Origin of the sequence: Streptomyces sp. DG2A-72 (assembly GCF_030499575.1) — a bacterium.
Lineage (GTDB): Bacteria > Actinomycetota > Actinomycetes > Streptomycetales > Streptomycetaceae > Streptomyces.
Genome location: NZ_JASTLC010000001.1, coordinates 2,458,471 through 2,481,910, shown reverse-complemented (window position 1 = coordinate 2,481,910; position 23,440 = coordinate 2,458,471). Strand labels below are relative to the sequence as shown.

Sequence of the window (23,440 nt, the reverse complement as noted above, 5' to 3'; positions counted from 1 at the left end):
GTTTCCCTTGACCCTCCGCGCACCCACCTTACCGCAGCTAGGTAGTCTCTTGTCAGCAGCACCCCTGCCCCGAACGAGGAGCCCCCGTGACCGCCCCCGAGTCGCCCCAGCCCGTAGACGCGCCCGACGACGACAAGTCGCACGTGCCTCCGGTGACGACCCGTGTCGTCATTGCCGAGGACGAGGCACTGATCCGGCTCGATCTGAAAGAGATGCTGGAGGAGGAGGGCTACTCCGTCGTCGGTGAGGCCGGTGACGGGGAAGAGGCCGTGGAGCTGGCCCGGGAGCACAAGCCCGACCTCGTGATCCTCGATGTGAAGATGCCGAAGTTGGATGGCATCTCCGCTGCCGAGAAGATCGCCGAGGAGCGCATCGCCCCCGTCCTCATGCTGACCGCCTTCTCGCAGCGCGACCTCGTCGAGCGTGCCCGCGATGCGGGTGCGATGGCTTATCTCGTGAAGCCGTTCAGTAAGAGTGACGTCGTTCCGGCGATCGAGATGGCCGTCTCCCGGTTCACGGAACTCAAGGAGCTGGAGAAGGAGGTCGCGGATCTCTCTCTGCGGCTTGAGACTCGGAAGCTCGTCGACCGGGCGAAGTCGATCCTCCAGACCGAGTACGGGTTGACCGAGCCGGCCGCCTTCCGGTGGATTCAGAAGACGTCGATGGACCGTCGGATGTCGATGCAGCAGGTTGCCGAGGCGGTCATTCAGGACGCCGAGGAGAAGAAGGGCAACAGCAACAACAAGGGCTGACGCCCCGCGAGCATGCACGAGGCCCGCGCTCCCAGGATTGGGGGCGCGGGCCTTGTCGTACCGGCAAATGGACTTCAGTCCTCGCCGAGGTATGCCTTCCGTACCGACTCGTCGTGCAGCAGGTCCTGCCCGCTGCCCGACAGCACGATGTTGCCGACTTCCATGACGTGCCCGTGGTCGGCCAGGGACAGCGCGGCCTGGGCGTTCTGCTCGACGAGCAGAATCGTCGTGCCCTGGGACTTGAGTTCGGCGATCGTCGCCATGATCTTCTGCATCATGATCGGTGAGAGGCCCATGGAGGGTTCGTCGAGCATGAGCAGTTTGGGCTGGGACATGAGGGCGCGGCCCATGGCGAGCATTTGCTGTTCGCCGCCGGACAATGTGCCTGCTGCCTGGTTTCGGCGTTCGCCGAGGATGGGGAACAGGTCGTAGGCCCGCTGGATGTCCTTTTCGATGCCCTCCTTGTCGTTCCTGAGGAACGCGCCGAGTTGGAGGTTTTCGAAGATGGTGAGGCGGGGGAAGATGCGTCGGCCTTCGGGGGAGTGGGCGAGGCCGAGGGAGACGATCTTGTGGGCGGCGACGCCGGTGAGGGGTTTGCCGTCGAACAGGATCTTTCCGCTGCTCGGCTTCAGGAGGCCCGAGAGGGTGCGCAGGGTTGTCGTCTTGCCGGCGCCGTTGGTGCCGATGAGGGTGACGACTTCGCCGGCTTGGACGCTGAAGGAGATGCCTTTGACGGCTTCGATTTTGCCGTAGGAGACCCGGAGGTCCTCGACTTCGAGGAGTGCGGTCACTGGGCTTCTCCCTTGGTGCTGGTGCTGCTCTGCGCTTCGGCGGCCGCGACCTCGGCGGCTTCCGCGTCGCCGGGGGCGCCTTCGAAGGGTTCGCCGAGGTAGGCGGCGATGACTCGCTCGTCAGCCTGGACGACCTCGGAGGTGCCTTCGACGAGTTTTTCGCCCTGGACGAGGACGGCGACTCGGTCGCACAGGTTGAAGACGAAGCGCATGTCGTGCTCGATGAGGAGAACGGCGATGCCCATGTCGCGGATGGCGAAGACCAACTCCTCTGTGGCTCGCGTCTCCTGGGGGTTCATGCCTGCGGTCGGCTCGTCGAGGAGCAGCAGTCCCGGTTCGGACGCGAGTGCTCGTGCGATTTCGAGCTTGCGCTGTTCGCCGTAGGGGAGGTTGCGTGCGAGGTGGTCGCGTTTGTGGGCGAGGCCGATGAACTCGAGGAGTTCCATGGCGCGTTCTTCGCTGGCTTTTTCCGCTTTTTTGAAGCCGGGGCCGCGAAGCAGCGCGGACCAGAGGCCTTCTTTCGTCCGTGTGTGGCGGCCGACGAGGACGTTCTCGAGGACCGTCATGTTGGCGAAGAGGCGGATGTTCTGGAAGGTGCGGGCGATGCCGGCCTGTGTCACCAGGTGTGGCTTCGGCGGCAGGACGGTGCCCTTGTAGGAGACGGTGCCCTCGGTCGGGATGTACAGGCCGGTCAGGCAGTTGAAGAAGGTTGTCTTGCCGGCGCCGTTGGGGCCGATGAGGCCGACGATTTCGCCGGTGTTGACGGTGAAGTCGACGGAGCGGACGGCGGTGAGGCCGCCGAAGCGCATGGTGACGCCGCGGGCTTCGAGTACTGATGTAGTCATGGTGCTCACGCCCCCGCCTTGGTGACGGCGGCTGGTTCGCCGGTCAGTGTTGTTGTTTCTGGTATGTCGAGTTGGCCGGTGTCGTGGAATTCGAGCTGGCGGCGGCGGTTGGCGATGATGCCTTCGGGGCGGAAGCGCATCAGGAGGATGAGGGCGACGCCGAAGGCGAGCAGTGACTTGTCCTGGAGGAAGACGAGCTTCTCGGGGAGCAGGTAGAGGAGGGCGGCGCCGAGGATGGGGCCTGCGACTGTGCCCATGCCGCCGAGGACGACTGCTGCGAGGAGGAATGCCGAGTTCGGGGGCGTGGAGCCGGCGAACTGGTAGGGCGTCGGTACGACGCTGTAGGTGACGTGGGCGCTGACGGTGCCGGCGAGGCCGGCGAGGGCGGCGCCGAGGGCGAAGGCGATGAGTTTGACGCGGAAGCCGTTGATGCCCATGGCGGTGGCGGCGGTTTCGTCTTCGCGGATGGCGATCCAGGAGCGGCCGATGCGGGAGTCGGCGGCGCGGGTGTATACGAGGACGACGATGGCCATGATGAGGACCATCAGCAGGTAGTAGTTGGCGAAGCGGCCGAGGGTGAAGCCGCCGATGTCGTGGGATTCGCCGAGGTTGAACCCGAAGAGGCTGAGGTCCGGGATGGACGGGATGCCGTTGGGTCCGTTGGTGATGTCGGGTCCGGAGTCGCCGTCCATGTTGTTGACGGCGATGCGGAAGATTTCTCCGAAGCCGAGGGTGACGATGGCGAGGTAGTCGCCGCGCAGTCGCAGGGTGGGGGCGCCGATGAGGACGCCGAAGACCAGTGATGCGGCGGCGCCGGTGAGGGCGGCGGCCCAGAAGGGGAATTGGACGCCGGAGAAGGTGGAGAACTCGGAGCCGGAGACGAGGGCGGCGGTGTAGGCGCCGACGCCGAGGAAGGCGACGTATCCGAGGTCGAGGAGTCCGGCGAGGCCGACGACGATGTTCAGGCCGAGGGCGACGGTCCCGAAGATCAGGATGTTGACGCCGATGTTGGCGTAGTGGTCGTCGGTCTGGGTGAAGGGGAAGGCGATCGCGGCGACGAAGCCCATGGCGAGCGTGAAGCTGCGGTTGTGGGCGACGATGCGGGAGAAGCGGTCGATGAGGCCTGCGGTGTGCAGGGCCCAGATGGCGAAGATGACGACGATGAGGTAGCCGACGAAGAGTTCGCCGTACTCGGTGTCGATGCCGTAGGTGAAGATGAAGAGGCCGAGGGCGGTGACGACGGTGATGACGGCTCGTTCTGCCCATCCGCCGAGCGGCTGGGGGGCGGGGATGCCGTCGGGCTTGGCGAGGTACGCCTTGAAGTTTTCCTTGGTGTCGTCGGTGCGCCGCTCGGGGAGGGCGAAGGCGCCGATGACGGGCAGGAGGGAGGCGATGGCCGCGATCCAGCCGCCGGGTTCGAGGTTGACGACGCCGCCGAGTTCGACGCTGATCGAGATGACCGCGTACCAGGTGACGCCGAGGCCGCCGAGGGCGAGCAGGGCGAGCGGCGCGTTGTTGCGGCCGGGTATGAGCCAGCCGAGGCCGGGGGTGCCGTAGGCGGCGAGGGTGAAGAGGGCGGTGAGGACGCCGGCGGTGAGGGTGAGCCACTGGAGGCCGCCGGGGTAGCCGGTGATGGTGAGGTCGCCGGGGAATTCGCTGGTCCAGGTCCAGGCGAGGAAGGCGGAGGCGGCGGTGGCGATGCCTCCGAGGAGGAGGAGCGCGCGGGCTGCCGCGAGGGGCAGGGGGATGAGTCCGCGGGTGGCGGGGGTGGTCTTGGTGATGTCGGTCATCGTGATCACGCCCTGTCCGCGACGCGTTCGCCGAGCAGGCCTTGTGGTCTGACGAGGAGGACGATGATGAGGAGGGCGAAGGCCCAGACGTTGGCCCAGCTCTGGCCGCCGAGCTTGTCCATGCCGGGGATGCCGTCGATGTAGGCGGAGGCGAGGGTTTCGGCGACGCCGAGGACGAGGCCTCCGAGCATGGCGCCGTAGATGTTGCCGATGCCGCCGAGGACGGCTGCGGTGAAGGCCTTGAGGCCCATGAGGAAGCCCATGCGGTAGTCGATGTTGCCGTACTTGAGGCCGTAGGCGACGGCGGCGACCGCGGCGAAGAAACCGCCGATGGCGAAGGCGATGACGATGATGCGGTTGGTGTCGATGCCCATGAGCTGTGCGGTGTCCGGGTCCTGGGCGGTGGCCTGCATGGCGCGGCCGGTGCGGCTCTTGCGGACGAAGAAGGCCAGGGCGGACATGCACACGATGGCGGCGACGATCAGGAAGATGTCGGCGTCCTTGATGGTGACGGAGCCGATGTCGTGGGAGGTGTCGAGGCCGGGGAAGGCGATGGCGCGGTCGGCGCCGGGGTAGAAGTTGCGGACGACTTCCTGGAGGGCCAGGGAGAGACCGATCGCAGTGATGAGCGGTGCCAGTCGTGGTGCTCCGCGCAGGGGTCGGTAGGCGAACCGTTCCGCTCCGACGGCGATGAGGATGGCGACGATTCCGCCGCCGATCAGCATCAGGGGCACCGCGATGGCCATCGCGGTGCCGTCGGGGAGGATGTAGAAGTAGACCGTGAAGGCGCCGAAGGCCCCGGTCATGAAGATCTCGCCGTGCGCGAAGTTGATGAGCTGGACGATGCCGTACACCATCGTGTAGCCGATGGCGATCAGCCCGTACATCGAGCCGAGGAGCAGCCCGTTGGCCAGCTGCTGCGGCAGGGTGTTCACCGCATGGCCTCCATGTCGCTGGTGGTCGTATGCACTGGTCGTGTGCAGGGGTGGGTGTGGCGAGGGCCGCGCGGTCGGGGTCCCCTTCCGCGCGGCCCGTGGTGTGTTGCTGTTGCTGCTGGGGGCCTGGGTCAGCCGAGGTCGGCGGTGCCGGTCTCGACAGCCTTCCAGGCGCCCTTTTCGACCTGGTAAACCGTGAGCTGCTTGTTCGTGGTGTCGCCGTACTCGTCGAAGGAGACCTTGCCGGTGATGCCTTCGAAGTCGGACTTCTGGACCTCGTCGACGACGGTGGAGCGCAGGGCGTTGATGTCGGTGGGCACCTTGCCGTTGTTGGCGTCCGCGGCGGCCTTCACGGCCTTGATGATGGCGGTGGTGGCGTCGTAGGCGTAGGCGCCGTAGGCGCCGTAGTCGCCCTTGTAGCCCTTGGCCTTGTAGGTCTCGATGAACGTCTTGGCGGCGGGCAGGGTGTCCGCGGGGACGCCGATCGCGGTGACGAGGTCGCCTTCGGAGGAGGCGCCGGCGGCCTCGATGTAGGTGGAGGCGTACATGCCGTCGCCGCCGAACAGCGGGATCTTGACGCCGGCGTCCTTGAGCTGCTTGGTGATCAGCGCGGACTCGTCGTACTGGCCGCCGTAGTAAAGGAGGTCGGCACCGGAGTTCTTGATCTTGGTGACGAGGGAGCCGAAGTCCTTGTCGCCGGTGTTGACGTGGTCGGTCTGGACGACCTGGCCGCCGAGCTTCTTGAACTGCTCGTTGAAGATTTTCGCGAGGCCGGCGCCGTAGGTCTGCTTGTCGTCGACGACGAAGGCCTTCTTCTTCTTGAGCTTGTTGAAGGCGTACTGGGCGGCGAAGCTGCCCTGCAGTTCGTCGGTGGTGGCGGTGCGGAAGTAGGTCTTGAACGGCCGCTTCTTGGCGGTCTGCCAGTTCTTGCCCTGGGTCAGCTCGGGGGCGGTGTTCGCGGGGGAGATCTGGACCATGTTGGCCGAGGCGAAGACCTGCTGCATGGTCTGGGCGACGCCGGAGTTCAGGGGGCCGACGGCGCCGACGGCGGTCTTGTCGCCGGTGATGTTGGTGGCGTTCGACTGGCCGGTGGCGGGCTGCGCCTTGTCGTCCAGGGCCTTGAGCTTGAACGTCACGCCGGGGACGAGCTTGTTCTTGTTGGCGTCGTCGACGGCGATCTGGGCGCCGTACTGGATGCCGAGGCCGGTGGTGGAGTTCTCGCCGGAGAGCGGGGCGTCCACGCCGATCGTCAGGGTGGTGGCGTCTCCGTTGTCGCCACTGTCGCCGCTGTCGTCACGGGAGCCGCAAGCGGTGAGCGTCAGAGCTCCAGTCGCGAGGACGGAGGTAAGTATCACCAAGGAACGTCGCACAATCAGTCCTTTCCGCAGTCACGTCCGCCCGGGTGGGGCGGCGGGTGCCGCGCTGGTACCGAACTCCCGATGGAGCGGTGACTGGCCGTGACTCTAAGCCCGGTTTGCGGGCAGCGGCATCGCCGTGCGCTGGCTTGTGACTTTCTTGTTATGACGTGCAGGTGTGTGCGGTTCGGTGAAGGGCACTGTTAACCCTTTTGGGGGACATCCTTCACAGTCCACATTTTGAGAACTCGCACTTCCGGTTGGCCGTGCGGGCGGCGCTGCCGGTACCGGGGCGCAGGCGCCCTGGAGGAGCCGGGAAAGATCGTGGGAGTACGCGCCTCCGAAGATGAAACTGTGGTGCTGTATTGCGCGTGGGTTACGCAGTGTTACGTCGAGAAAGGGGAGGTCGGCATTCAGGGGCAGGTCCGAACGGTCGGAAACTGATATGTCGACTGTGATCCGGCGGGTCGTTCCGGCGTGCACGGTGAGGGGTTCGGGGGTGGCGTGGGCGGTGAGTCCGGGGAACGCGGCGCCGGTGACGCGGACGGTCACGGGCGGGCCGCTGTCGACGGCGACTGCGAAGCGGAAACGGCCGCTGGAGGCACGAGTTGGCGGGTTCGGCGAGGCCCAGGTAGCGCCAGGCCGTGCCGTTGGCGGGCCAGGGGACGGGGGTGTCCTGCGGCTCGGCGCGGTCCTCGGACGGCAGGGCGGGCGGCACCAGAATTCCCGCCGCGACCAGGGCGATCGCCGCTGTGCCGAGGGCGGCTTTGCGGGTTTTCGGCGACAGCCGGGCCCAGCGCGCGCTCCAACGGTCCGCCACTCGTGTCCGGTCGGAGCCGTTGGTGGGGCAACTCTCCTCGGACCCCGGCGAGTCGACGGGCTCGACGGGGCCGATTCCGGTCATGAGGGCTGCCTCATGGGGAAACGGTAGGGGAGCCGGGGGCGGTTGCCCAGCCGAATGCCCGGTCAGGCTGCGGGCGTTGGGACATCCCGCAGCAGACAGGTCAGCCGGGCGGTGCAGACCCGCCGTCCCTCTTCGTCACTGATGGCGATCTCGTACGTCGCTGTGGAGCGCCCCCGGTGCAGGGGGGTGGCCACGCCGGTCACGAGTCCCGAGCGTGCGCCGCGGTGGTGCGTGCAGTTGAGGTCGACGCCGACGGCGATCTTGGAGCTGCCGGCGTGGAGCATGGAGCCGACGGAGCCCAGGGTCTCGGCGAGCACGGCGGACGCGCCGCCGTGCAGCAGTCCGTACGGCTGGGTGTTGCCCTCGACGGGCATGGTGCCGACGACGCGGTCCGCGGAGGCCTCGACGATCTCCACCCCCATGCGCGTGCCCAGGTGCCCGGCCGAGAACATGGCGACGAGGTCGACGCCGAGCGCGGCGTACTCGTCGATGACCTCTTGCGGGAACTTCACGTGCTGCTGTTCGCCCATGGGGCCCGGCTCCGTTTCGTCGTCGGTCGCATCCGACTGAGCAAACGCTCAGTCGGTCGCCGATTGTTCCAGACGTACGACGACGGACTTGCTGGCCGGGGTGTTGCTGGTGTCCGCGGTGGCGTCGAGGGGGACCAGGACGTTGGTCTCGGGGTAGTAGGCGGCCGCGCAGCCCCGGGCGGTCGGGTAGTGCACGACGCGGAAGCCGGGCGCGCGGCGCTCGACGCCGTCCTGCCACTCGCTGACGAGATCGACGTACGAGCCGTCCGGGATGCGGAGTGCGTGGGCGTCCTCGGGGTGGACGAGGACGACGCGGCGGCCGTTCTTGATGCCCCGGTAGCGGTCGTCGAGGCCGTAGATCGTGGTGTTGTACTGGTCGTGCGAGCGCAGCGTCTGCAGCAGCAGCCGTCCTTCGGGCAGCCGCGGGTACTCGACCGGCGCGGCGGTGAAGTTGGCCTTGCCGGTGGCCGTGGGGAAGCGGCGCTCGTCGCGCGGGGCGTGCGGCAGCGTGAAGCCTCCGGGGTGCGCCACGCGCGCGTTGAAGTCCTCGAAGCCGGGCACCACGCGCGCGATGCGGTCGCGGATCGTGGCGTAGTCCTTCTCGAACTCCTCCCAGGGCGTGCGGGACGCGTCGCCGAGGACGCGGCGGGCCAGGCGGCACACGATCGCCGGCTCGGACAGCAGATGCGTGCTCGCGGGCTCCAGCCGGCCGCGGGAGGCGTGCACCATGCCCATCGAGTCCTCGACGGTCACGACCTGCTCGCCGCTGCCCTGGAGATCACGCTCGGTGCGTCCCAGGGTGGGCAGGATGAGCGCCCGGGCGCCCGTGACGGCGTGTGAGCGGTTGAGCTTCGTGGAGACGTGCACGGTCAGCCGGGCGCGCCGCATCGCCGCCTCGGTGACTTCGGTGTCGGGGGAGGCGGACACGAAGTTGCCGCCCATGGCGAAGAAGACCTTCGCCAAGCCGTCGCGCATCGCGCGGATGGCCCGTACGACGTCGTAGCCGTGCTCGCGCGGGGGTGCGAAGCCGAACTCCTTCTCCAGGGCGTCCAGGAAGGCGGGGGCGGGGCGCTCGAAGATGCCCATGGTGCGGTCGCCCTGCACGTTGGAGTGGCCGCGCACCGGGCACACGCCCGCGCCGGGGCGGCCGATGTTGCCGCGCAGGAGCAGGAAGTTGACCACCTCGCGGATGGTCGGCACGGCGTGCTTGTGCTGGGTGAGGCCCATGGCCCAGCAGACGATGGTGCGCTCGGAGGCGAGGATCATCCGGAGGGCTTCGTCGATCTGCCGCTGTTCGAGACCGGTCGCGGTGAGTGTCTCGTCCCAGTCTGCGGCGCGGGCGGCCTCGGCGAACTCCTCGAAGCCGTGCGTGTGTTCGCGTACGAAGTCCTCGTCGACCGCGCCGCCAGTGTCGAGGATCAGCTTGTTGAGCAGGCGGAAGAGTGCCTGGTCGCCGCCGATGCGGATCTGCAGGAACAGATCGGTGAGCGCGGCGCCCTTGAGCATGCCCTGGGGGGTCTGCGGGTTCTTGAAGCGCTCCAGGCCCGCCTCGGGCAGCGGATTCACGCTGATGATCTTCGCGCCGTTGGCCTTGGCCTTCTCCAGGGCGGAGAGCATGCGCGGATGGTTGGTGCCGGGGTTCTGGCCGGCGACGATGATCAGGTCCGCCTGGTAGAGGTCTTCGAGCAGGACGCTGCCCTTGCCGACGCCGATCGTCTCGGACAGCGCCGAGCCGGACGACTCGTGGCACATGTTGGAGCAGTCCGGCAGGTTGTTCGTGCCGAACTCGCGGGCGAACAGCTGGTAGAGGAAGGCGGCCTCGTTGCTTGTCCGGCCGGAGGTGTAGAAGAGGGCCTCGTCGGGGGAGCCGAGGTTCTTCAGCTCGTCGGCGATGATGTCGAAGGCGCGGTCCCAGGTGACCGGCTCGTAGCGATCTCCCCCTTCGGGGAGATACATGGGGTGCGTCAGCCGCCCCTGCTGGCCCAGCCAGTAGCCGGAGCGGGTGGCGAGGTCGGCGACCGTGTGCGCGGCGAAGAACTCCGGGGTGACCCGGCGCAGGGTGGCCTCCTCGGCCACCGCCTTCGCGCCGTTCTCACAGAACTCCGCCTTGTGCCGGTGGTCCGGCTCCGGCCAGGCGCAGCCCGGGCAGTCGAAGCCGTCCTTCTGATTGACGCGCAGCAGGGTCAGCGCGGTCCGCTTCACACCCATCTGCTGCTGGGCGACACGCAGGGTGTGCCCGATGGCTGGGAGCCCCGCCGCCGCGTGCTGCGGCTCGGCGACCTGCGGCGCGTCCTGAACCGGATCGCCCTGGGGCGGCTTCGTTGCCATCGCGCGCTCTCCTATACGACTGCTGCCACTGCGTGTGTGAGGTACCTATCCGATCCTCGCACGCGCCGGTGACAACGCGTGCGGTCGGGCTTGCGGAGATCACCACCACAGCTTGCGCAACCGTCCTCGGCCGCACCGGCGATCAGCCACGGCGGCGGGGGTTTCCACGGTGCCGAAGTCACCGCGGTCCCGACTGTCAGTGGGGCGTGGCAGGATCGGGGGCGTGGCAGAAACAGCATCGAAGAAGACCGACAGCACCCCCGGCGGCGACCGCCCGCGGCTGATGCTCATGGACGGGCACTCGCTGGCCTACCGCGCGTTCTTCGCGCTGCCCGCCGAGAACTTCACGACCGCGACGGGCCAGCCGACGAACGCGATCTACGGCTTCGCGTCGATGCTCGCCAACACACTGCGCGACGAAGCGCCCACCCACTTCGCGGTGGCCTTCGACGTCTCCCGCAAGACGTGGCGCTCCGAGGAGTTCACGGAGTACAAGGCCAACCGCTCCAAGACCCCGGACGAGTTCAAGGGCCAGGTCGAGCTGATCGGCGAGCTGCTCGACGCGATGCACGCGCAGCGCTTCGCGGTGGACGGCTTCGAGGCGGACGACGTCATCGCCACCCTCGCGACCCAGGCCGAGGCCGACGGCTTCGACGTGCTGATCGTCACCGGCGACCGGGACTCCTTCCAGCTGGTCTCCGAGCACACCACGGTGCTGTATCCGACGAAGGGCGTCTCTGAGCTGACCCGGTTCACGCCGGAGAAGGTCTTCGAGAAGTACGGCTTGACGCCGGCGCAGTACCCCGACTTCGCGGCCCTGCGCGGCGACCCCTCCGACAACCTGCCGGGCATCCCGGGAGTCGGTGAGAAGACCGCCGCGAAGTGGATCAACCAGTTCGGTTCCTTCGCGGACCTGGTCGAGCGCGTCGAGGAGGTCAAGGGCAAGGCCGGGCAGAACCTGCGCGATCATCTGGAGGCGGTCAAGCTCAACCGCCGGCTCACCGAGCTGGAGCGGCAGGTGGAGCTGCCGAAGACGGTCACGGACCTTGAGCGGGCGCCGTACGACCGCAAGGCGGTCGCGATGGTGCTGGACACCCTGGAGATCCGCAACCCGTCGCTGCGCGAGCGCCTCTTCGCCGTCGACCCCGGCGCAGAGGAGGCCGAGACGACCCCGGTCACCACGGACGGCGTCCAGCTGGACGGCAAGGTGCTCTCCACCGGCGAGCTCGCCCCCTGGCTGACGGAGCACGGCACCGACACGCTCGGTGTCGCCACCGTCGACACCTGGGCGCTGGGCACCGGCTCGGTCGCCGAGGTGGCCCTGGCGGCGCCCGGGGGAGCGGCCGCCTGGTTCGACCCCTCGCAGCTGGACGAGGCCGACGAGACGGCGTTCGCCGCCTGGCTGGCCGACGCGGGCCGCCCCAAGGTCTTCCACAACGCCAAGGGCGCGATGCGTGTCTTCGCCGAGCACGGCTGGACCGTGGACGGCGTCACCATGGACGCCGCGCTCGCCGCCTACCTGGTCAAGCCGGGCCGCCGCTCCTTCGACCTGGACGCGCTGTCCCTGGAGTACCTCCACCGCGAGCTGGCTCCGGCCGCCGCGGCCGACGGCCAGCTCGCCTTCGGCACGGACGACGGCGCCGAAGCAGACGCCCTGATGGTCCAGGCCCGCGCGATCCTCGACCTCGGCGAGGCCTTCGGCGAGCGGCTCCAGGAAGTCGGCGCCGCGGACCTCCTGCGGGACGTGGAACTGCCGACGTCCGCGCTGCTGGCCCGCATGGAGCGGCACGGCATCGCCGCCGACCGGGCCCACCTGGAGGCCATGGAGCAGATGTTCGCCGGCGCCGTGCAGCAGGCCGTGAAGGAGGCGCACGCGGCGGCCGGGCACGAGTTCAACCTGGGCTCGCCCAAGCAGCTCCAGGAAGTCCTCTTCGGCGAGCTGGCCCTGCCCAAGACCAAACGCACCAAGACCGGCTACACCACCGACGCCGACGCACTGGCATGGCTCGCCGGCCAGACGGACAACGAACTGCCGGTGATCATGCTCCGCCACCGTGAGCAGGCCAAGCTGCGCGTCACCGTGGAGGGCCTGATCAAGACGGTCGCGGCGGACGGCCGTATCCACACCACCTTCAACCAGACCGTCGCGGCGACAGGACGCCTGTCCTCGACCGACCCGAACCTCCAGAACATCCCGGTCCGCACGGACGAGGGCCGGGCCATCCGCAGGGGCTTCGTCGTCGGCGAGGGCTTCGAGTCCCTGATGACCGCGGACTACAGCCAGATCGAGCTGCGCGTGATGGCCCACCTCTCCGAGGACGAGGGCCTGATCGAGGCGTTCACCTCCGGCGAGGACCTGCACACCACGGCCGCCTCGCAGGTGTTCGCCGTCGAGCCCACCGCGGTCGACGCGGAGATGCGCCGCAAGATCAAGGCGATGTCGTACGGCCTGGCGTACGGCCTGTCGGCCTTCGGCCTCTCCCAGCAGCTGAACATCGAGGCGGCCGAGGCGCGTGCCCTGATGGACGCGTACTTCGAGCGCTTCGGCGGCGTACGGGACTATCTGCGCCGCGCGGTCGACGAGGCACGGGCGACGGGCTACACGGCGACCCTCTTCGGGCGCCGCCGCTACCTCCCCGACCTCAACAGCGACAACCGCCAGCGCCGTGAGGCAGCCGAGCGGATGGCCCTCAACGCACCCATCCAGGGCACCGCCGCCGACATCGTCAAGATCGCCATGCTCAACGTGGACCGGGCCCTGCGCGAAGCCAACCTCACCTCCCGCATGCTCCTCCAGGTCCACGACGAAATCGTCCTGGAGATCGCCCCCGGCGAGCGCGCCGCCACAGAAGAACTGGTCCGCCGCGAAATGGCCGACGCCGTCCACCTCAACGTCCCCCTGGGCGTCTCCGTGGGCGCGGGCCCGGACTGGGAGTCGGCAGCGCACTAGCCTCCGACGGTTGGGCCGAGTGCCGGGCGGGTCATGACTGACCCGGCCTCAGCCCGCCGGCAGTGCTGCCAGGCAGGCGGGACTGCAACCCCCTAGGGGCGCGGGGAACTGCGCGACCAGCCACAAACCACCCGCAGCCCCCACACAACCGCAACCCGGCAGACGCTCAGGGACCCCGCCCCACCCCCGGAGGGCCCGTCACCCACGTGGCCCCCGCGAAAACGCCCCCGCCCCCACCGCCCGTAAAGATGCCCGCATGGGTATACGCATGCTCAACCGCCGGACGGCATGGGCACTGGCGCAGGCGAACGCCGACGCGACCCCGCCCCCGCCGCCCCCACTGGTCCCGGTCTTCTCGGCCGCCGCAAGCACCGCCCGCATCCCCACCGACCTCCCGGCGGCCCTGCGCGGGGCGGCCGCAAGGCTCCGGCACCGTTTCAGCGACAGCGAGCGGCCCGCCGTACGGCCACGGCATACGTCCGACTTGCGCCTGTGGACCGACCTGGCCCGCAGCTACCTGGCCCTGGTCCTCTCCCGGCTACCACGCTCACGCCCCGTGCAGACCGTCACCGTGTTCATCGCGACCGCGTCCACCGTCAGCGGGCGGCCGGACGGCTCCGGCTCCGCTCCGCAACCGCCGGGGACCCGCGCCACACCCTGACGCCGACGGCGTACAGCAGCAGCCCCAGGACCAGCCCGGCGCCGGCCCCGAAGCACAGGGTCGGAATCAGTTCCCACGGCTTCGCCACGGACCCCCAGTAAGCCCACCAGCCCACAGCCCGCTCCACCGCAGCCACCACCGCACACCCGCCGATCACCGCACCCGCCACCCACCGGTCCCGCACCGACAGAGCAGGCACCCCGACCGGCTCGGCCGACGGAGTCCGCCGCAGCGCGTACGCCACGAACACGGCGATCACGGCCGCGGCGACCGCCGAGCCGCCGTACTGCAGGTACCAGTACAACGGCGAGCCGGCCACGTCCTCGCCCAGGACGGGAAACAGCCGCATCCCCCACCGGTCGAGATGCGTGAACGCGTCCCACACGACATGGGTCAGCGCACCGAGCGCGGCGGAGACGTACCACCACAGCACCAGGGACGGCCGGACACGCGCGCGTGGCGCCCCGCAGCGCACCAGGAAGGCCACCCTGCCCTGCCGTTTCCGCGGCAGCAGCGCCACCAGAGGCTCACGCATCAGCAGCCACAGCCCCACGAGGGTCCAGGCGACGACCACATCGACGGTGAAGACGCCGCCGAACGAGTGGGTGACATCGCCGAATTCCATCGCCTCGGACAGGACACTCGCGACGTAATAGGTCATGTCGGGCGCGAAGGAACCGGCCACGAGCACGGCCGGCACAAGCGGGCCGCGGCCGGTTCCGTCGGTGCGTACGGCGGGCAGCACGGCCGCCGCATGGCTCAGCGTGAACGGCAACTGCATCCCCCGCGGCGGACGTTGGCGGACCTGCCGGTCCCGTTGATCATCGACGTCCAGTATGCGGGATGACCGGCGCGGCCGTAGTGGCCCAACGACATATGGCCAACCGGTTAAGACCCGGCTCGAACGGGTGCCCGTGGAAAGTAAGTTGTCGTAGGGTCACCTGAGTCGGCATACCCAGGGGCGTGACCGACCCCATCAACAGAACACCGGCGGGGCCCCGTGAGGGCAACCGCGGCGGCGGGCCGATCGTCCCTCAGGGCGAGCACAGCAGTCGGAAAAGGGCGCAGGGCGCCCACGGGAGGGGTTCACTTTATGGCGGCGCAATTCGGCAGGAGGCTGCGCGCAGGTGCGGCAACGACGGCCGCGGCCGCGTTGGCGGTCGCAGCGCTGTCCGCGTCCCAGGCGCCGGGCGTCACGGTCGACGACTCCGGCAGGCGGACCGCCGGCGACGCCCAGTCCACCCCCGACGCGGACCCGCCTGCGCAGAGCGCGACCGGCAACTCGCCGTACTACACGGACCTGCCGCCGCTCAACACCCCCAGCCCCACGCCGACCATCGGCACCCCTGTCTCCCGAGGCCCGGCGGAGGCGGGTATACCCGCCACCGTCCTCGACGCCTACAAGCAGGCCGCGGCGTCGCTCCAGGCGTCCAAGCCCGGCTGCAACCTGCCCTGGGAACTCCTCGCCGCCATCGGCAAGGTCGAGTCGGGCCAGGCCCAGGGCGGCCGCGTCGACTCCGCCGGCAACACCCTCACCCCGATCCTCGGCCCGCAGCTCAACGGCAACGGCTTCGCGAACATCAGCGACACCGACGGCGGCGTGTTCGACGGTGACAGCTCGTACGACCGTGCCGTCGGACCCATGCAGTTCATCCCGTCCACCTGGTCGTGGGCGGGTCGCGACGGCAACGGCGACGGCGAGAAGGACCCGAACAACATCTACGACGCCGCGCTCGCCGCCGGCCACTACCTGTGCCGCTACGGCTGGGACCTGTCCACCGAGTCCGACCTGAGCAGCGCGATCCTCAGCTACAACAACTCGCAGGACTATCTGAACCTGGTCCTGTCGTGGCTGGAGTACTACCGCAAGGGCACGCACGAGGTCCCGGACGGCACGGGCACGCTGCCGAGGGACCGCAGCGCCACCGACAACGGCGGGGCGAGCGCCAACCCCTCGCCCAAGACGCCGGGCACGCCCAAGCCGAGCCCTACGCCCCCCGCGAACAATGGCGGCGGCTCCCAGAGCCCGACCCCCGAGCCGCCGTCGGACTCCCCGAGCAACCCGAACACCCCGGACCCGACCCCCACCGACACGGTGGACCACCTGGAAGACGCGGGCACCGCAGACCTCACCGCGATGGCCGGCGACGCGTTCACCCAGAAGATCAGCACCCGTGCCGAGACCGAGGACGGCGAGGCCGTCGGCAAGGTCAGGATCCGCTTCACGATCACCGGCGACTCCGATGCCACCTTCACCGGTGGCGAGAGCGTGGCCACGGTCGTCACCAACGCCTCCGGTGTCGCTGTCGCACCCGCCATGAAGGCCGGCGAGAAGACGGGCGACTTCACCGTCCGCGCCACCGTCGTCGGCCGCACCGTCAGCGCCGTCAACTACACGGCCACCGTCACCGAACGTGTCGCCAGCGCCCTCACCCGCACCAGCGGCACCGCGCTGACCTGCCCCGCGGGCGGCGAGTTCACCGAGCAGGTCGAGGTGAAGGCGACATACCGGGGCGAGGTCGCGGACAAGGTCGCCGCCACCGCCACACTGATCAAGTCGGTGCTGGATCCGTCCGAGAACGACAAGGGCCCCTACTTCAAGGACGCGAACGGCAAGACCGTACGCACCCTGACCGGTCTCGAGACCGACGAGAAGGGGCTGCTGAAGCTGCCCAAGCTGTACGCGGACGACACCACCGGCACGTTCCTGCTCCGCATCGACACCGCGGGCGGGGCGACGCTCACGGTCATGCTGACCGTGGAGAAGGCCGCGGCGACCTCCTCGCCGAGCCCGTCGGCGAGCCCGTCGGCGAGCCCGTCCTCGCCGAGCCCGTCGGCGAGCCCCAGCGCGTAGCCCCTCGTACTCCCTCTCACAACTTCACACAGCTTTCTACGACGACGGCGCCCCTTCACCGAGGGGGCGCCGTCGTTGTGTGTGCAACGTGTTCTCATCTCACCCGCCCGTTGCTACGGTGCCGGACCTGACGATGTATCAGTTCCGCCCGTCGGGAGGCGTCCCTATGCGCGCCCTGATCGCCGCCGCGACCGGTCTCGCCGTCGCGTTCGCCCTCGTGCTCACCATCACGGCGCTGGGTTCACCCACCGGCGAGACCTCCCCGAAGCCGCTCCTGACAACGGTGCCCGCACACCCCTGACCACCCGGGAGGGAGGCCGAGATGCGCCGCAAGGCCAGCCTGATCCTGCTCGCCCTCGCCGTGTTCTTCGCGGCGCTGTCCCCACTGCTGCGCTGGTACGCCTTCCCGCGCCTGGCCAAGATCCCGGCGGGCCAGTACCAGGACATGGTCCTCGAGGCGAAGGACGCGACCCTCCTCGACTACGGCACCATGCAGGCGCGCAAGGTCCCCAAGGTCACCATCGTGCAGACCCTCAAGGGCAACGTGGAGGAGTCCGAGAAGATCGAGAAGACCGCGGGCAAGGACGTCGTCGTCTGGGACGGGCTGTCGTACGTCGTCGGCCCCGACGGCAAGATGGTCTCCAAGATCCCCGAGCGCTACATCTTCGACGCCCACACCCAGGAACCCGTCCACGCCACGGGCGAGATGGTCGACGGCGAACCGGTGCGCCGGGACGGCATCGAGTTCAAATGGCCGTTCATGACGGAGAAACGGGACTACGAGTACTTCGACGCGCAGGCGCGCGTGACGGCGCCGATCCACTACAAGGGCACACAGGACTTCCGCGGCGTCGAGGTCTACTACTTCGAGCAGACCATCCCGTGGACGAAGGTGCCGATGCCCAAGACCATGCCCGTCCAGGGCATCACACCGGAATCGGTCGCCAAGACCGGCACCACCCGCTGGTACACCACCGTCCGCAAGTTCTGGGTCGAACCCCTCACCGGCGCTCCCGTCTACGGCGAGGAGATCCACAAGGAGGAGCTCCGCGGCGGCTCCCTGCTCGGCGACCGCGACAAGGTGACGGCGTTCGCCGGGCACGTGAAGATGCGCGAGGACTACATCAAGTCCACCGTCGACCTGGTCAACTCCAACCGCACCCTGGTCCTGCTGATGACGTCGTACCTGCCGTGGGGCTTCCTCTTCCTGGGCGCCCTGCTGCTGTCCCTCTCCCTCTACCTGGAGGCCCGCAGCCGCCGCCCCGCCGCCCCCGCGGGCGTGGAGAAGGCGGCACCGGAGCCGGTCAGCGCCTGAGCCGGGCGTTGGTGTGCCGGGTCGGCTCGGCGGTGGCGGGGTCCTCGGGCCACGGATGCCTCGGATACCGGCCGCGCAGCTCCGCCCGTACGCCCTTGTAGCCGTCCCTCCAGAAGGACGCGAGGTCGGCGGTGACGGCGGCGGGCCGGCCGGCGGGGGAGAGCAGATGCACGAGGACCGGCACGCCGGCGAGGCTCGGCGACTCCTGGAGCCCGAACATCTCCTGCAACTTCACCGCGAGCACTGGCTGTTCGGGATTGGCGTAGTCGATCCGGATTCTGGACCCACTGGGTACGGTGATCCGCTCGGGCGCGAGCTCGTCGAGCCGTGCGGCGTCACCGCAGGCCCAGGGCAGTAGCCGGGTGAGCGCAGCTCCGGCGTCGATACGAGCGAGATCCGCACGGCGCCGCGCACGGCCCAGCTCCGGCTCCAACCACTCCTCCACGCGCGCGTGCAGCGCGTCGTCGCAGACATCGGGCCACGGCTCACCGAGGTGCAGCTGCAGAAAGGCGAGCCGCTGCCGCAGTACGTCGGCGTCGGGGGACCAGCGCAGCAGGCCGAACCCTTCCTGCCGCAGCCCTTCGAGAAGGGCATCGCGTACGAGGACGGGGTCGGGGCTCTTGAGCGGGCGTACCGCCAGCTCGATCGCCCCGAGCCGCTCGACGCTCCGGGCGACGACGTCCCCGTCGGCCCAGTGGACCTCCTGGCTCTCGGAATACAGCGAGGCGGCGGCCGACCGTGCCCTGTCCTCGTCCACCACGGCGGCAAGCTGCACGCGCGCGTGCCCTTTGCCCACGGGCCGATCCGCCGCGGCAACGGCGATCCAGGCCGCACCCCGCAGCGCACTCCCCTCCCCGAGCTCGGCACGCGTCCCGGACGCCATGAGATAGGAGGCCCCGTCGGCCTTGGCGAGGCGCTCGGGGAACGCGAGGGCGGTGACCAGCCCGACAAGACGGTCGTCGCAGTCACCGGCGGACGGATGGGAAACGCCCTCCGAAGCGGCCCGCAGTCGCCGCACCTCCGCCCGCCACCGCCCCGCGTAGGCGTCACCGCCACGCCGGGCCGTGCGCAGCGCAGCCACCAGATCGTCCCCGTAATCCCGTGGCACCTCTTCGGAGAGCAGCGCCACGACCTCTGCGCTCCCGCCAGGGGCGTCCAGCAGGGCCCGCCCCAGCCGCGGATGCAACCCCAGCCGCGCCATCCGCCTGCCACGCTCCGTGGCCCGCCCGTGGGAGTCCACCGCCCCGACCGCCGACAGCACGGTCCGCGCCGCCGCCATCGCCCCACCCGGCGGAGGATCCAGCAGCGCCAGTCCGGAGGCCTCAGGATCGCCCCAGCACGCCGCCTGCAGGGCGAACGCCGTCAGGTCGGCCACCTTGATCTCCGGTGACGGGAAACGCGGCAGACGAGCGTCCTCGGCCTCCGCCCAGCACCGGTACACCGCCCCCGGCGCCTCACGCCCGGCACGCCCCGCCCGCTGCCGGCCGGCCGCCTGCGAGGCCCGAACCGTCGTCAGCGCGCTCAGCCCGCGCGCGTGATCGACCCGCGGCTCGCGCGCCAGCCCCGAGTCGACGACCACCCGCACGCCGGGAACCGTCAGAGAGGACTCGGCCACGGACGTCGTCAGCACCACCCGGCGCCGCACACCGGAGGACAGCACCGCATCCTGCACCGCCGCCGGCGCCCGCCCGTGCACCTGAAGCACCTCGACATCGCCCAGGCCGCCCAGCTGCCCGGCCACCCGCGCGATCTCCCCGACCCCCGGCAGGAAACACAGCACGTCCCCGGACCGCTCGGCCAGCGCCCGCCGCACCACCGACGCCACATGCGCGAGCAGCGCCGGGTCGACCCGCATACCGTGCGGCGGCCGTACCGGACGCACCGGCGGCGCCCAGACCACCTCCACCGGATACGAGACCCCCTCGGCCTCGACCACCGGCGCCCCGCCCAGCAGCCGCGCCCACCCCTCCGCGTCGGTCGTCGCGGACGCGGCCACCAGCCGCAGCTCCGGCCGCAGGGTCTCCCTTACGTCCCACAGGAACGCCGCCACCGTGTCCGCGTCCAGATGCCGCTCATGGCACTCGTCGAGCACCACCACGTCCACGGCCGCCAGCTCCTGGTCGCGCTGCAGCCGCTGCAACAGCACGCCGGTCGTGACGACCTCCACGCGCGCGTGCCGCCCCACGACCCGCTCCCCGCGCACGGTGTAGCCGACGCTCTCCCCGACCTTCTCGCCCAGCAGCCACGCCATCCGCCGGGCCGCCGCCCGCGCCGCGATCCGCCGCGGCTCGGCGACGATCACACGGCGCACGGGACCCTCCCCGAGCAGTCCGGACAGCGCGAGTGGCACGAGGGTCGTCTTGCCCGTGCCGGGCGGTGCCACGAGGACCGCGGTGCCGTGCGCGTCCAGGGCGCCGTCCAGTGCGGGCAGGGCGCCGCGTACGGGCAGGGCGTCCAGGGCGTCGTAACGGATCACGCGCTCAGTCTCGTACGCACACGAAGATCGCCGTCCCCGGGATCAGGTTCCCCCGCAACGGCGACCAGCCGCCCCACTCCGAGGTGTTCCAGTCCGGCCACTCCGGCTCGACCAGATCCACCAGCCGCAAGCCCGCCGCGACGACGTCCCGGACGCGGTCGCCGAGGGTCCGGTGGTGTTCGACGTAGACCGCGCGGCCGTCGTCGTCCTGCTCGACGTAGGGAGTGCGGTCGAAGTAGGAGGCCGAGACGGTCAGCCCCTCGGGGCCGGGCTCGTCCGGGAACGCCCAGCGGATCGGGTGCGTGACGGAGAAGACGAAACGGCCGCCGGGGCGCAGTACCCGGCGGACCTCCCGCAGGACCAGGACCGGGTCGGCGACGAAGGGCAGCGCCCCGTACGCCGAGCACGCCAGGTCGAAGGAGGCGTCGGCGAAGGGCAGGGCGCCCGCGTCCGCCTGCACCAGCGGGAACGCGGTGCCGATGCGCAGCGCGTGCTGGAGCTGGCGGTGGGAGAGGTCCAGGGCCACCGGGCGGGCACCCTGGGCGGCCAGCCAGCGCGCGCACTGGGCCGCACCGGCGCCGATCTCCAGGACGTCCTTGCCCTTCAGCTCCTCCGGCGGGCCGAGCAGCTCCGCCTCCACCTCGTCGAGGCCCTCGGGGCACCACACGAATCGGTCGTCCCCGAGAAACGTGCCGTGCTCGGTCTGATATTCGTCCGCGTTGCGGTCCCACCAGCCCCGGTTTGCCCGGGCGCTCTCCGTGACACCGGCGTCACGTCGGGTGGCTTCCGGCTCGAACGCTTCGGGCTCTTGGATGATCGGCTCCCTCGTCGTACTCTTCCGTCCAACCCCGTCGCGGTGGTGTCACGCGAGGGGTGCCTTGGGCCATGCGTGGCCTCAAGGGACACGTATTGTGCCGGGATTGCGGCGATCCGCCCCGGGTGTGCGCCTTCGCGCATTGACCCTGTCCGGCTGCCCCCGTATGCTACAAGTTGCGCTGCGGGCCTGCGCTCCTCAGACGTAGCAGGCTGCGCTCGCATCTGTTGTATGTCCCCTCGGTTGTCGAGGCGCCACCAGTGTTTTCGGTGGCGCTTCCTAGGCTGTCCGGCTTCTGCAGAGCGAAACGGGCTCCCGGCGCAAGCAGTACCTACGACTTCAATGTCCGTACCGGAGCCCTTTCCCACATGACGAGCAGCACCGAGACCACCGCAACCACCCCGCAGGTAGCGGTCAACGACATCGGTAACGAGGAAGCCTTCCTCGCCGCGATCGACGAGACGATCAAGTACTTCAACGACGGCGACATCGTCGACGGCGTCATCGTGAAGGTCGACCGGGACGAGGTCCTGCTCGACATCGGTTACAAGACCGAAGGCGTTATCCCGAGCCGCGAGCTCTCGATCAAGCACGACGTCGACCCGAACGAGGTCGTCGCCGTCGGTGACGAGATCGAAGCCCTTGTTCTTCAGAAGGAGGACAAGGAAGGCCGCCTGATCCTCTCGAAGAAGCGCGCCCAGTACGAGCGTGCCTGGGGCACCATCGAGAAGATCAAGGAAGAGGACGGGATCGTCACCGGTACCGTCATCGAGGTCGTCAAGGGTGGTCTCATCCTCGACATCGGCCTCCGTGGCTTCCTCCCGGCCTCCCTGGTCGAGATGCGCCGCGTTCGCGACCTCCAGCCCTACGTGGGCAAGGAGCTCGAGGCCAAGATCATCGAGCTGGACAAGAACCGCAACAACGTGGTCCTGTCCCGCCGTGCCTGGCTGGAGCAGACCCAGTCCGAGGTCCGCCAGACGTTCCTCACGACCCTCCAGAAGGGGCAGGTCCGCTCCGGCGTGGTCTCCTCGATCGTCAACTTCGGTGCCTTCGTGGACCTGGGTGGCGTCGACGGTCTGGTCCACGTCTCCGAGCTGTCCTGGAAGCACATCGACCACCCCTCCGAGGTCGTCGAGGTCGGCCAGGAAGTCACCGTCGAGGTCCTCGACGTCGACATGGACCGCGAGCGTGTCTCCCTGTCGCTGAAGGCGACCCAGGAAGACCCGTGGCAGCAGTTCGCCCGCACCCACCAGATCGGCCAGGTCGTGCCCGGCAAGGTCACGAAGCTGGTTCCGTTCGGTGCGTTCGTCCGCGTGGACGAGGGCATCGAGGGTCTGGTCCACATCTCCGAGCTGGCCGAGCGCCACGTGGAGATCCCGGAGCAGGTCGTCCAGGTCAACGACGAGATCTTCGTCAAGGTCATCGACATCGACCTCGAGCGCCGTCGCATCAGCCTCTCGCTGAAGCAGGCCAACGAGTCCTTCGGTGCCGACCCGGCCTCCGTCGAGTTCGACCCGACGCTGTACGGCATGGCCGCGTCGTACGACGACCAGGGCAACTACATCTACCCCGAGGGCTTCGACCCCGAGACCAACGACTGGCTCGAGGGCTACGAGAAGCAGCGCGAGGAGTGGGAGCGCCAGTACGCCGAGGCGCAGCAGCGCTTCGAGCAGCACCAGCAGCAGGTCATCAAGTCCCGCGAGGCCGACGCCGCTGCCGCGGCCGAGGGCGGCGACACGGCGGGTGCGGCTCCGGCCGCGTCCGGTGGTGGCGGTTCGTACTCCTCCGAGGGCCCGGACAACTCCGGCGCGCTGGCCTCGGACGAGGCGCTTGCCGCGCTGCGGGAGAAGCTGGCGGGTGGTCAGAGCTGAACGCTGGCCCACTGAGGCATAGCGGTTAGTTTGAGGGGCCGTACCTTTCGAGGTGCGGTCCCTCAGTCTTGTGCGGTCGTCGTTCGGCTGCGGGTTCGCTGTGGCTGGTCGCGCCCACGCGGCGGAGCCGCATATTGATGCAGCCCCGCGCCCCTTTAGGGCGTTGCGCTCGCCCTTCCGGAAACGTGCGGGATACACGAGCAACTGATGGGCCGTAACCGGTCGTTGGGAGGCTTCCCCGGTCAATCGTGATCGGACAAGGGGAGCCG

General features: G+C 69.4%; 17 protein-coding genes. 7 read left to right on the top strand and 10 right to left on the bottom strand.

Annotated features, from left to right (window positions below):
- The first annotated feature begins 86 nt into the window (after positions 1–86).
- Entirely contained in the window at positions 87–752 is a 666-nt protein-coding gene (locus QQY66_RS11915) for an ANTAR domain-containing response regulator (RefSeq protein ID WP_301979143.1), read from the top strand.
- A gap of 74 nt (positions 753–826) precedes the next feature.
- Here the strand turns inward: QQY66_RS11915 and QQY66_RS11910 are convergent, their stop codons facing one another.
- From QQY66_RS11910 to QQY66_RS11880, 7 genes are all read right to left on the bottom strand, one after another.
- Entirely contained in the window at positions 827–1,543 is a 717-nt protein-coding gene (locus QQY66_RS11910; protein ID WP_301979142.1) for an ABC transporter ATP-binding protein, read from the bottom strand.
- Positions 1,540–2,388 (bottom strand): ABC transporter ATP-binding protein, encoded by an 849-nt coding sequence (locus QQY66_RS11905; RefSeq protein WP_301979141.1) that lies wholly within the window; start codon positions 2,386–2,388, stop codon positions 1,540–1,542. Before QQY66_RS11905 ends, QQY66_RS11910 begins: the two co-directional genes overlap by 4 nt.
- 5 nt (positions 2,389–2,393) lie before the next feature.
- On the bottom strand, positions 2,394–4,178 hold the full coding sequence (locus QQY66_RS11900) for a branched-chain amino acid ABC transporter permease (protein ID WP_301987279.1): 1,785 nt from the start codon (positions 4,176–4,178) through the stop codon (positions 2,394–2,396).
- 5 nt (positions 4,179–4,183) lie between these two features.
- Positions 4,184–5,113, bottom strand: a complete 930-nt coding sequence (locus QQY66_RS11895; RefSeq protein ID WP_301979140.1) for a branched-chain amino acid ABC transporter permease — start codon at positions 5,111–5,113, stop codon at positions 4,184–4,186.
- Positions 5,114–5,244: 131 nt separating this feature from the next.
- On the bottom strand, positions 5,245–6,471 hold the full coding sequence (locus QQY66_RS11890; RefSeq protein WP_301979139.1) for a branched-chain amino acid ABC transporter substrate-binding protein: 1,227 nt from the start codon (positions 6,469–6,471) through the stop codon (positions 5,245–5,247).
- Positions 6,472–7,434: 963 nt separating this feature from the next.
- Positions 7,435–7,902, bottom strand: a complete 468-nt coding sequence (locus tag QQY66_RS11885; RefSeq protein WP_301979138.1) for a PaaI family thioesterase — start codon at positions 7,900–7,902, stop codon at positions 7,435–7,437.
- A 48-nt stretch (positions 7,903–7,950) separates the two neighbouring features.
- Entirely contained in the window at positions 7,951–10,230 is a 2,280-nt protein-coding gene (locus QQY66_RS11880; RefSeq protein WP_301979137.1) for an FdhF/YdeP family oxidoreductase, read from the bottom strand.
- 223 nt (positions 10,231–10,453) lie between these two features.
- Between QQY66_RS11880 and polA the strand changes: the two genes are divergently transcribed.
- On the top strand, positions 10,454–13,180 hold the full coding sequence (polA, locus tag QQY66_RS11875; RefSeq protein ID WP_301979136.1) for a DNA polymerase I: 2,727 nt from the start codon (positions 10,454–10,456) through the stop codon (positions 13,178–13,180).
- A gap of 256 nt (positions 13,181–13,436) precedes the next feature.
- Positions 13,437–13,841, top strand: a complete 405-nt coding sequence (locus QQY66_RS11870) for a hypothetical protein (protein ID WP_301979135.1) — start codon at positions 13,437–13,439, stop codon at positions 13,839–13,841.
- Here QQY66_RS11870 and QQY66_RS11865 read toward each other — a convergent pair.
- Positions 13,777–14,616 (bottom strand): DUF4184 family protein, encoded by an 840-nt coding sequence (locus tag QQY66_RS11865; protein WP_301987278.1) that lies wholly within the window; start codon positions 14,614–14,616, stop codon positions 13,777–13,779. The genes QQY66_RS11870 and QQY66_RS11865 overlap by 65 nt on opposite strands.
- 318 nt (positions 14,617–14,934) lie before the next feature.
- Between QQY66_RS11865 and QQY66_RS11860 the strand changes: the two genes are divergently transcribed.
- From QQY66_RS11860 to QQY66_RS11850, 3 genes are all read left to right on the top strand, one after another.
- Positions 14,935–16,695 (top strand): lytic transglycosylase domain-containing protein, encoded by a 1,761-nt coding sequence (locus QQY66_RS11860; RefSeq protein ID WP_301979134.1) that lies wholly within the window; start codon positions 14,935–14,937, stop codon positions 16,693–16,695.
- Between the two features lie 166 nt (positions 16,696–16,861).
- Positions 16,862–16,996, top strand: a complete 135-nt coding sequence (locus QQY66_RS11855) for an SPW_0924 family protein (RefSeq protein WP_301979133.1) — start codon at positions 16,862–16,864, stop codon at positions 16,994–16,996.
- A 21-nt stretch (positions 16,997–17,017) separates the two neighbouring features.
- Complete coding sequence (locus QQY66_RS11850; RefSeq protein ID WP_301979132.1) at positions 17,018–18,010, top strand: DUF3068 domain-containing protein; 993 nt, start codon at positions 17,018–17,020, stop codon at positions 18,008–18,010.
- Here the strand turns inward: QQY66_RS11850 and hrpB are convergent.
- Together hrpB and QQY66_RS11840 are read right to left on the bottom strand one after the other, a co-directional pair.
- Entirely contained in the window at positions 18,000–20,486 is a 2,487-nt protein-coding gene (gene hrpB / locus QQY66_RS11845) for an ATP-dependent helicase HrpB (RefSeq protein WP_301979131.1), read from the bottom strand. The two genes, QQY66_RS11850 and hrpB, sit on opposite strands and share 11 nt — an antisense overlap.
- Before the next feature lie 4 nt (positions 20,487–20,490).
- On the bottom strand, positions 20,491–21,303 hold the full coding sequence (locus QQY66_RS11840) for a class I SAM-dependent methyltransferase (RefSeq protein ID WP_301987277.1): 813 nt from the start codon (positions 21,301–21,303) through the stop codon (positions 20,491–20,493).
- Between the two features lie 365 nt (positions 21,304–21,668).
- Here QQY66_RS11840 and rpsA point away from each other — a divergent pair, with 365 nt between their 5' ends.
- Positions 21,669–23,171: a 30S ribosomal protein S1 gene (gene rpsA, locus QQY66_RS11835; protein WP_301979130.1), complete on the top strand. Its 1,503-nt coding sequence runs from the start codon at positions 21,669–21,671 to the stop codon at positions 23,169–23,171.
- Positions 23,172–23,440: the final 269 nt, after the last annotated feature.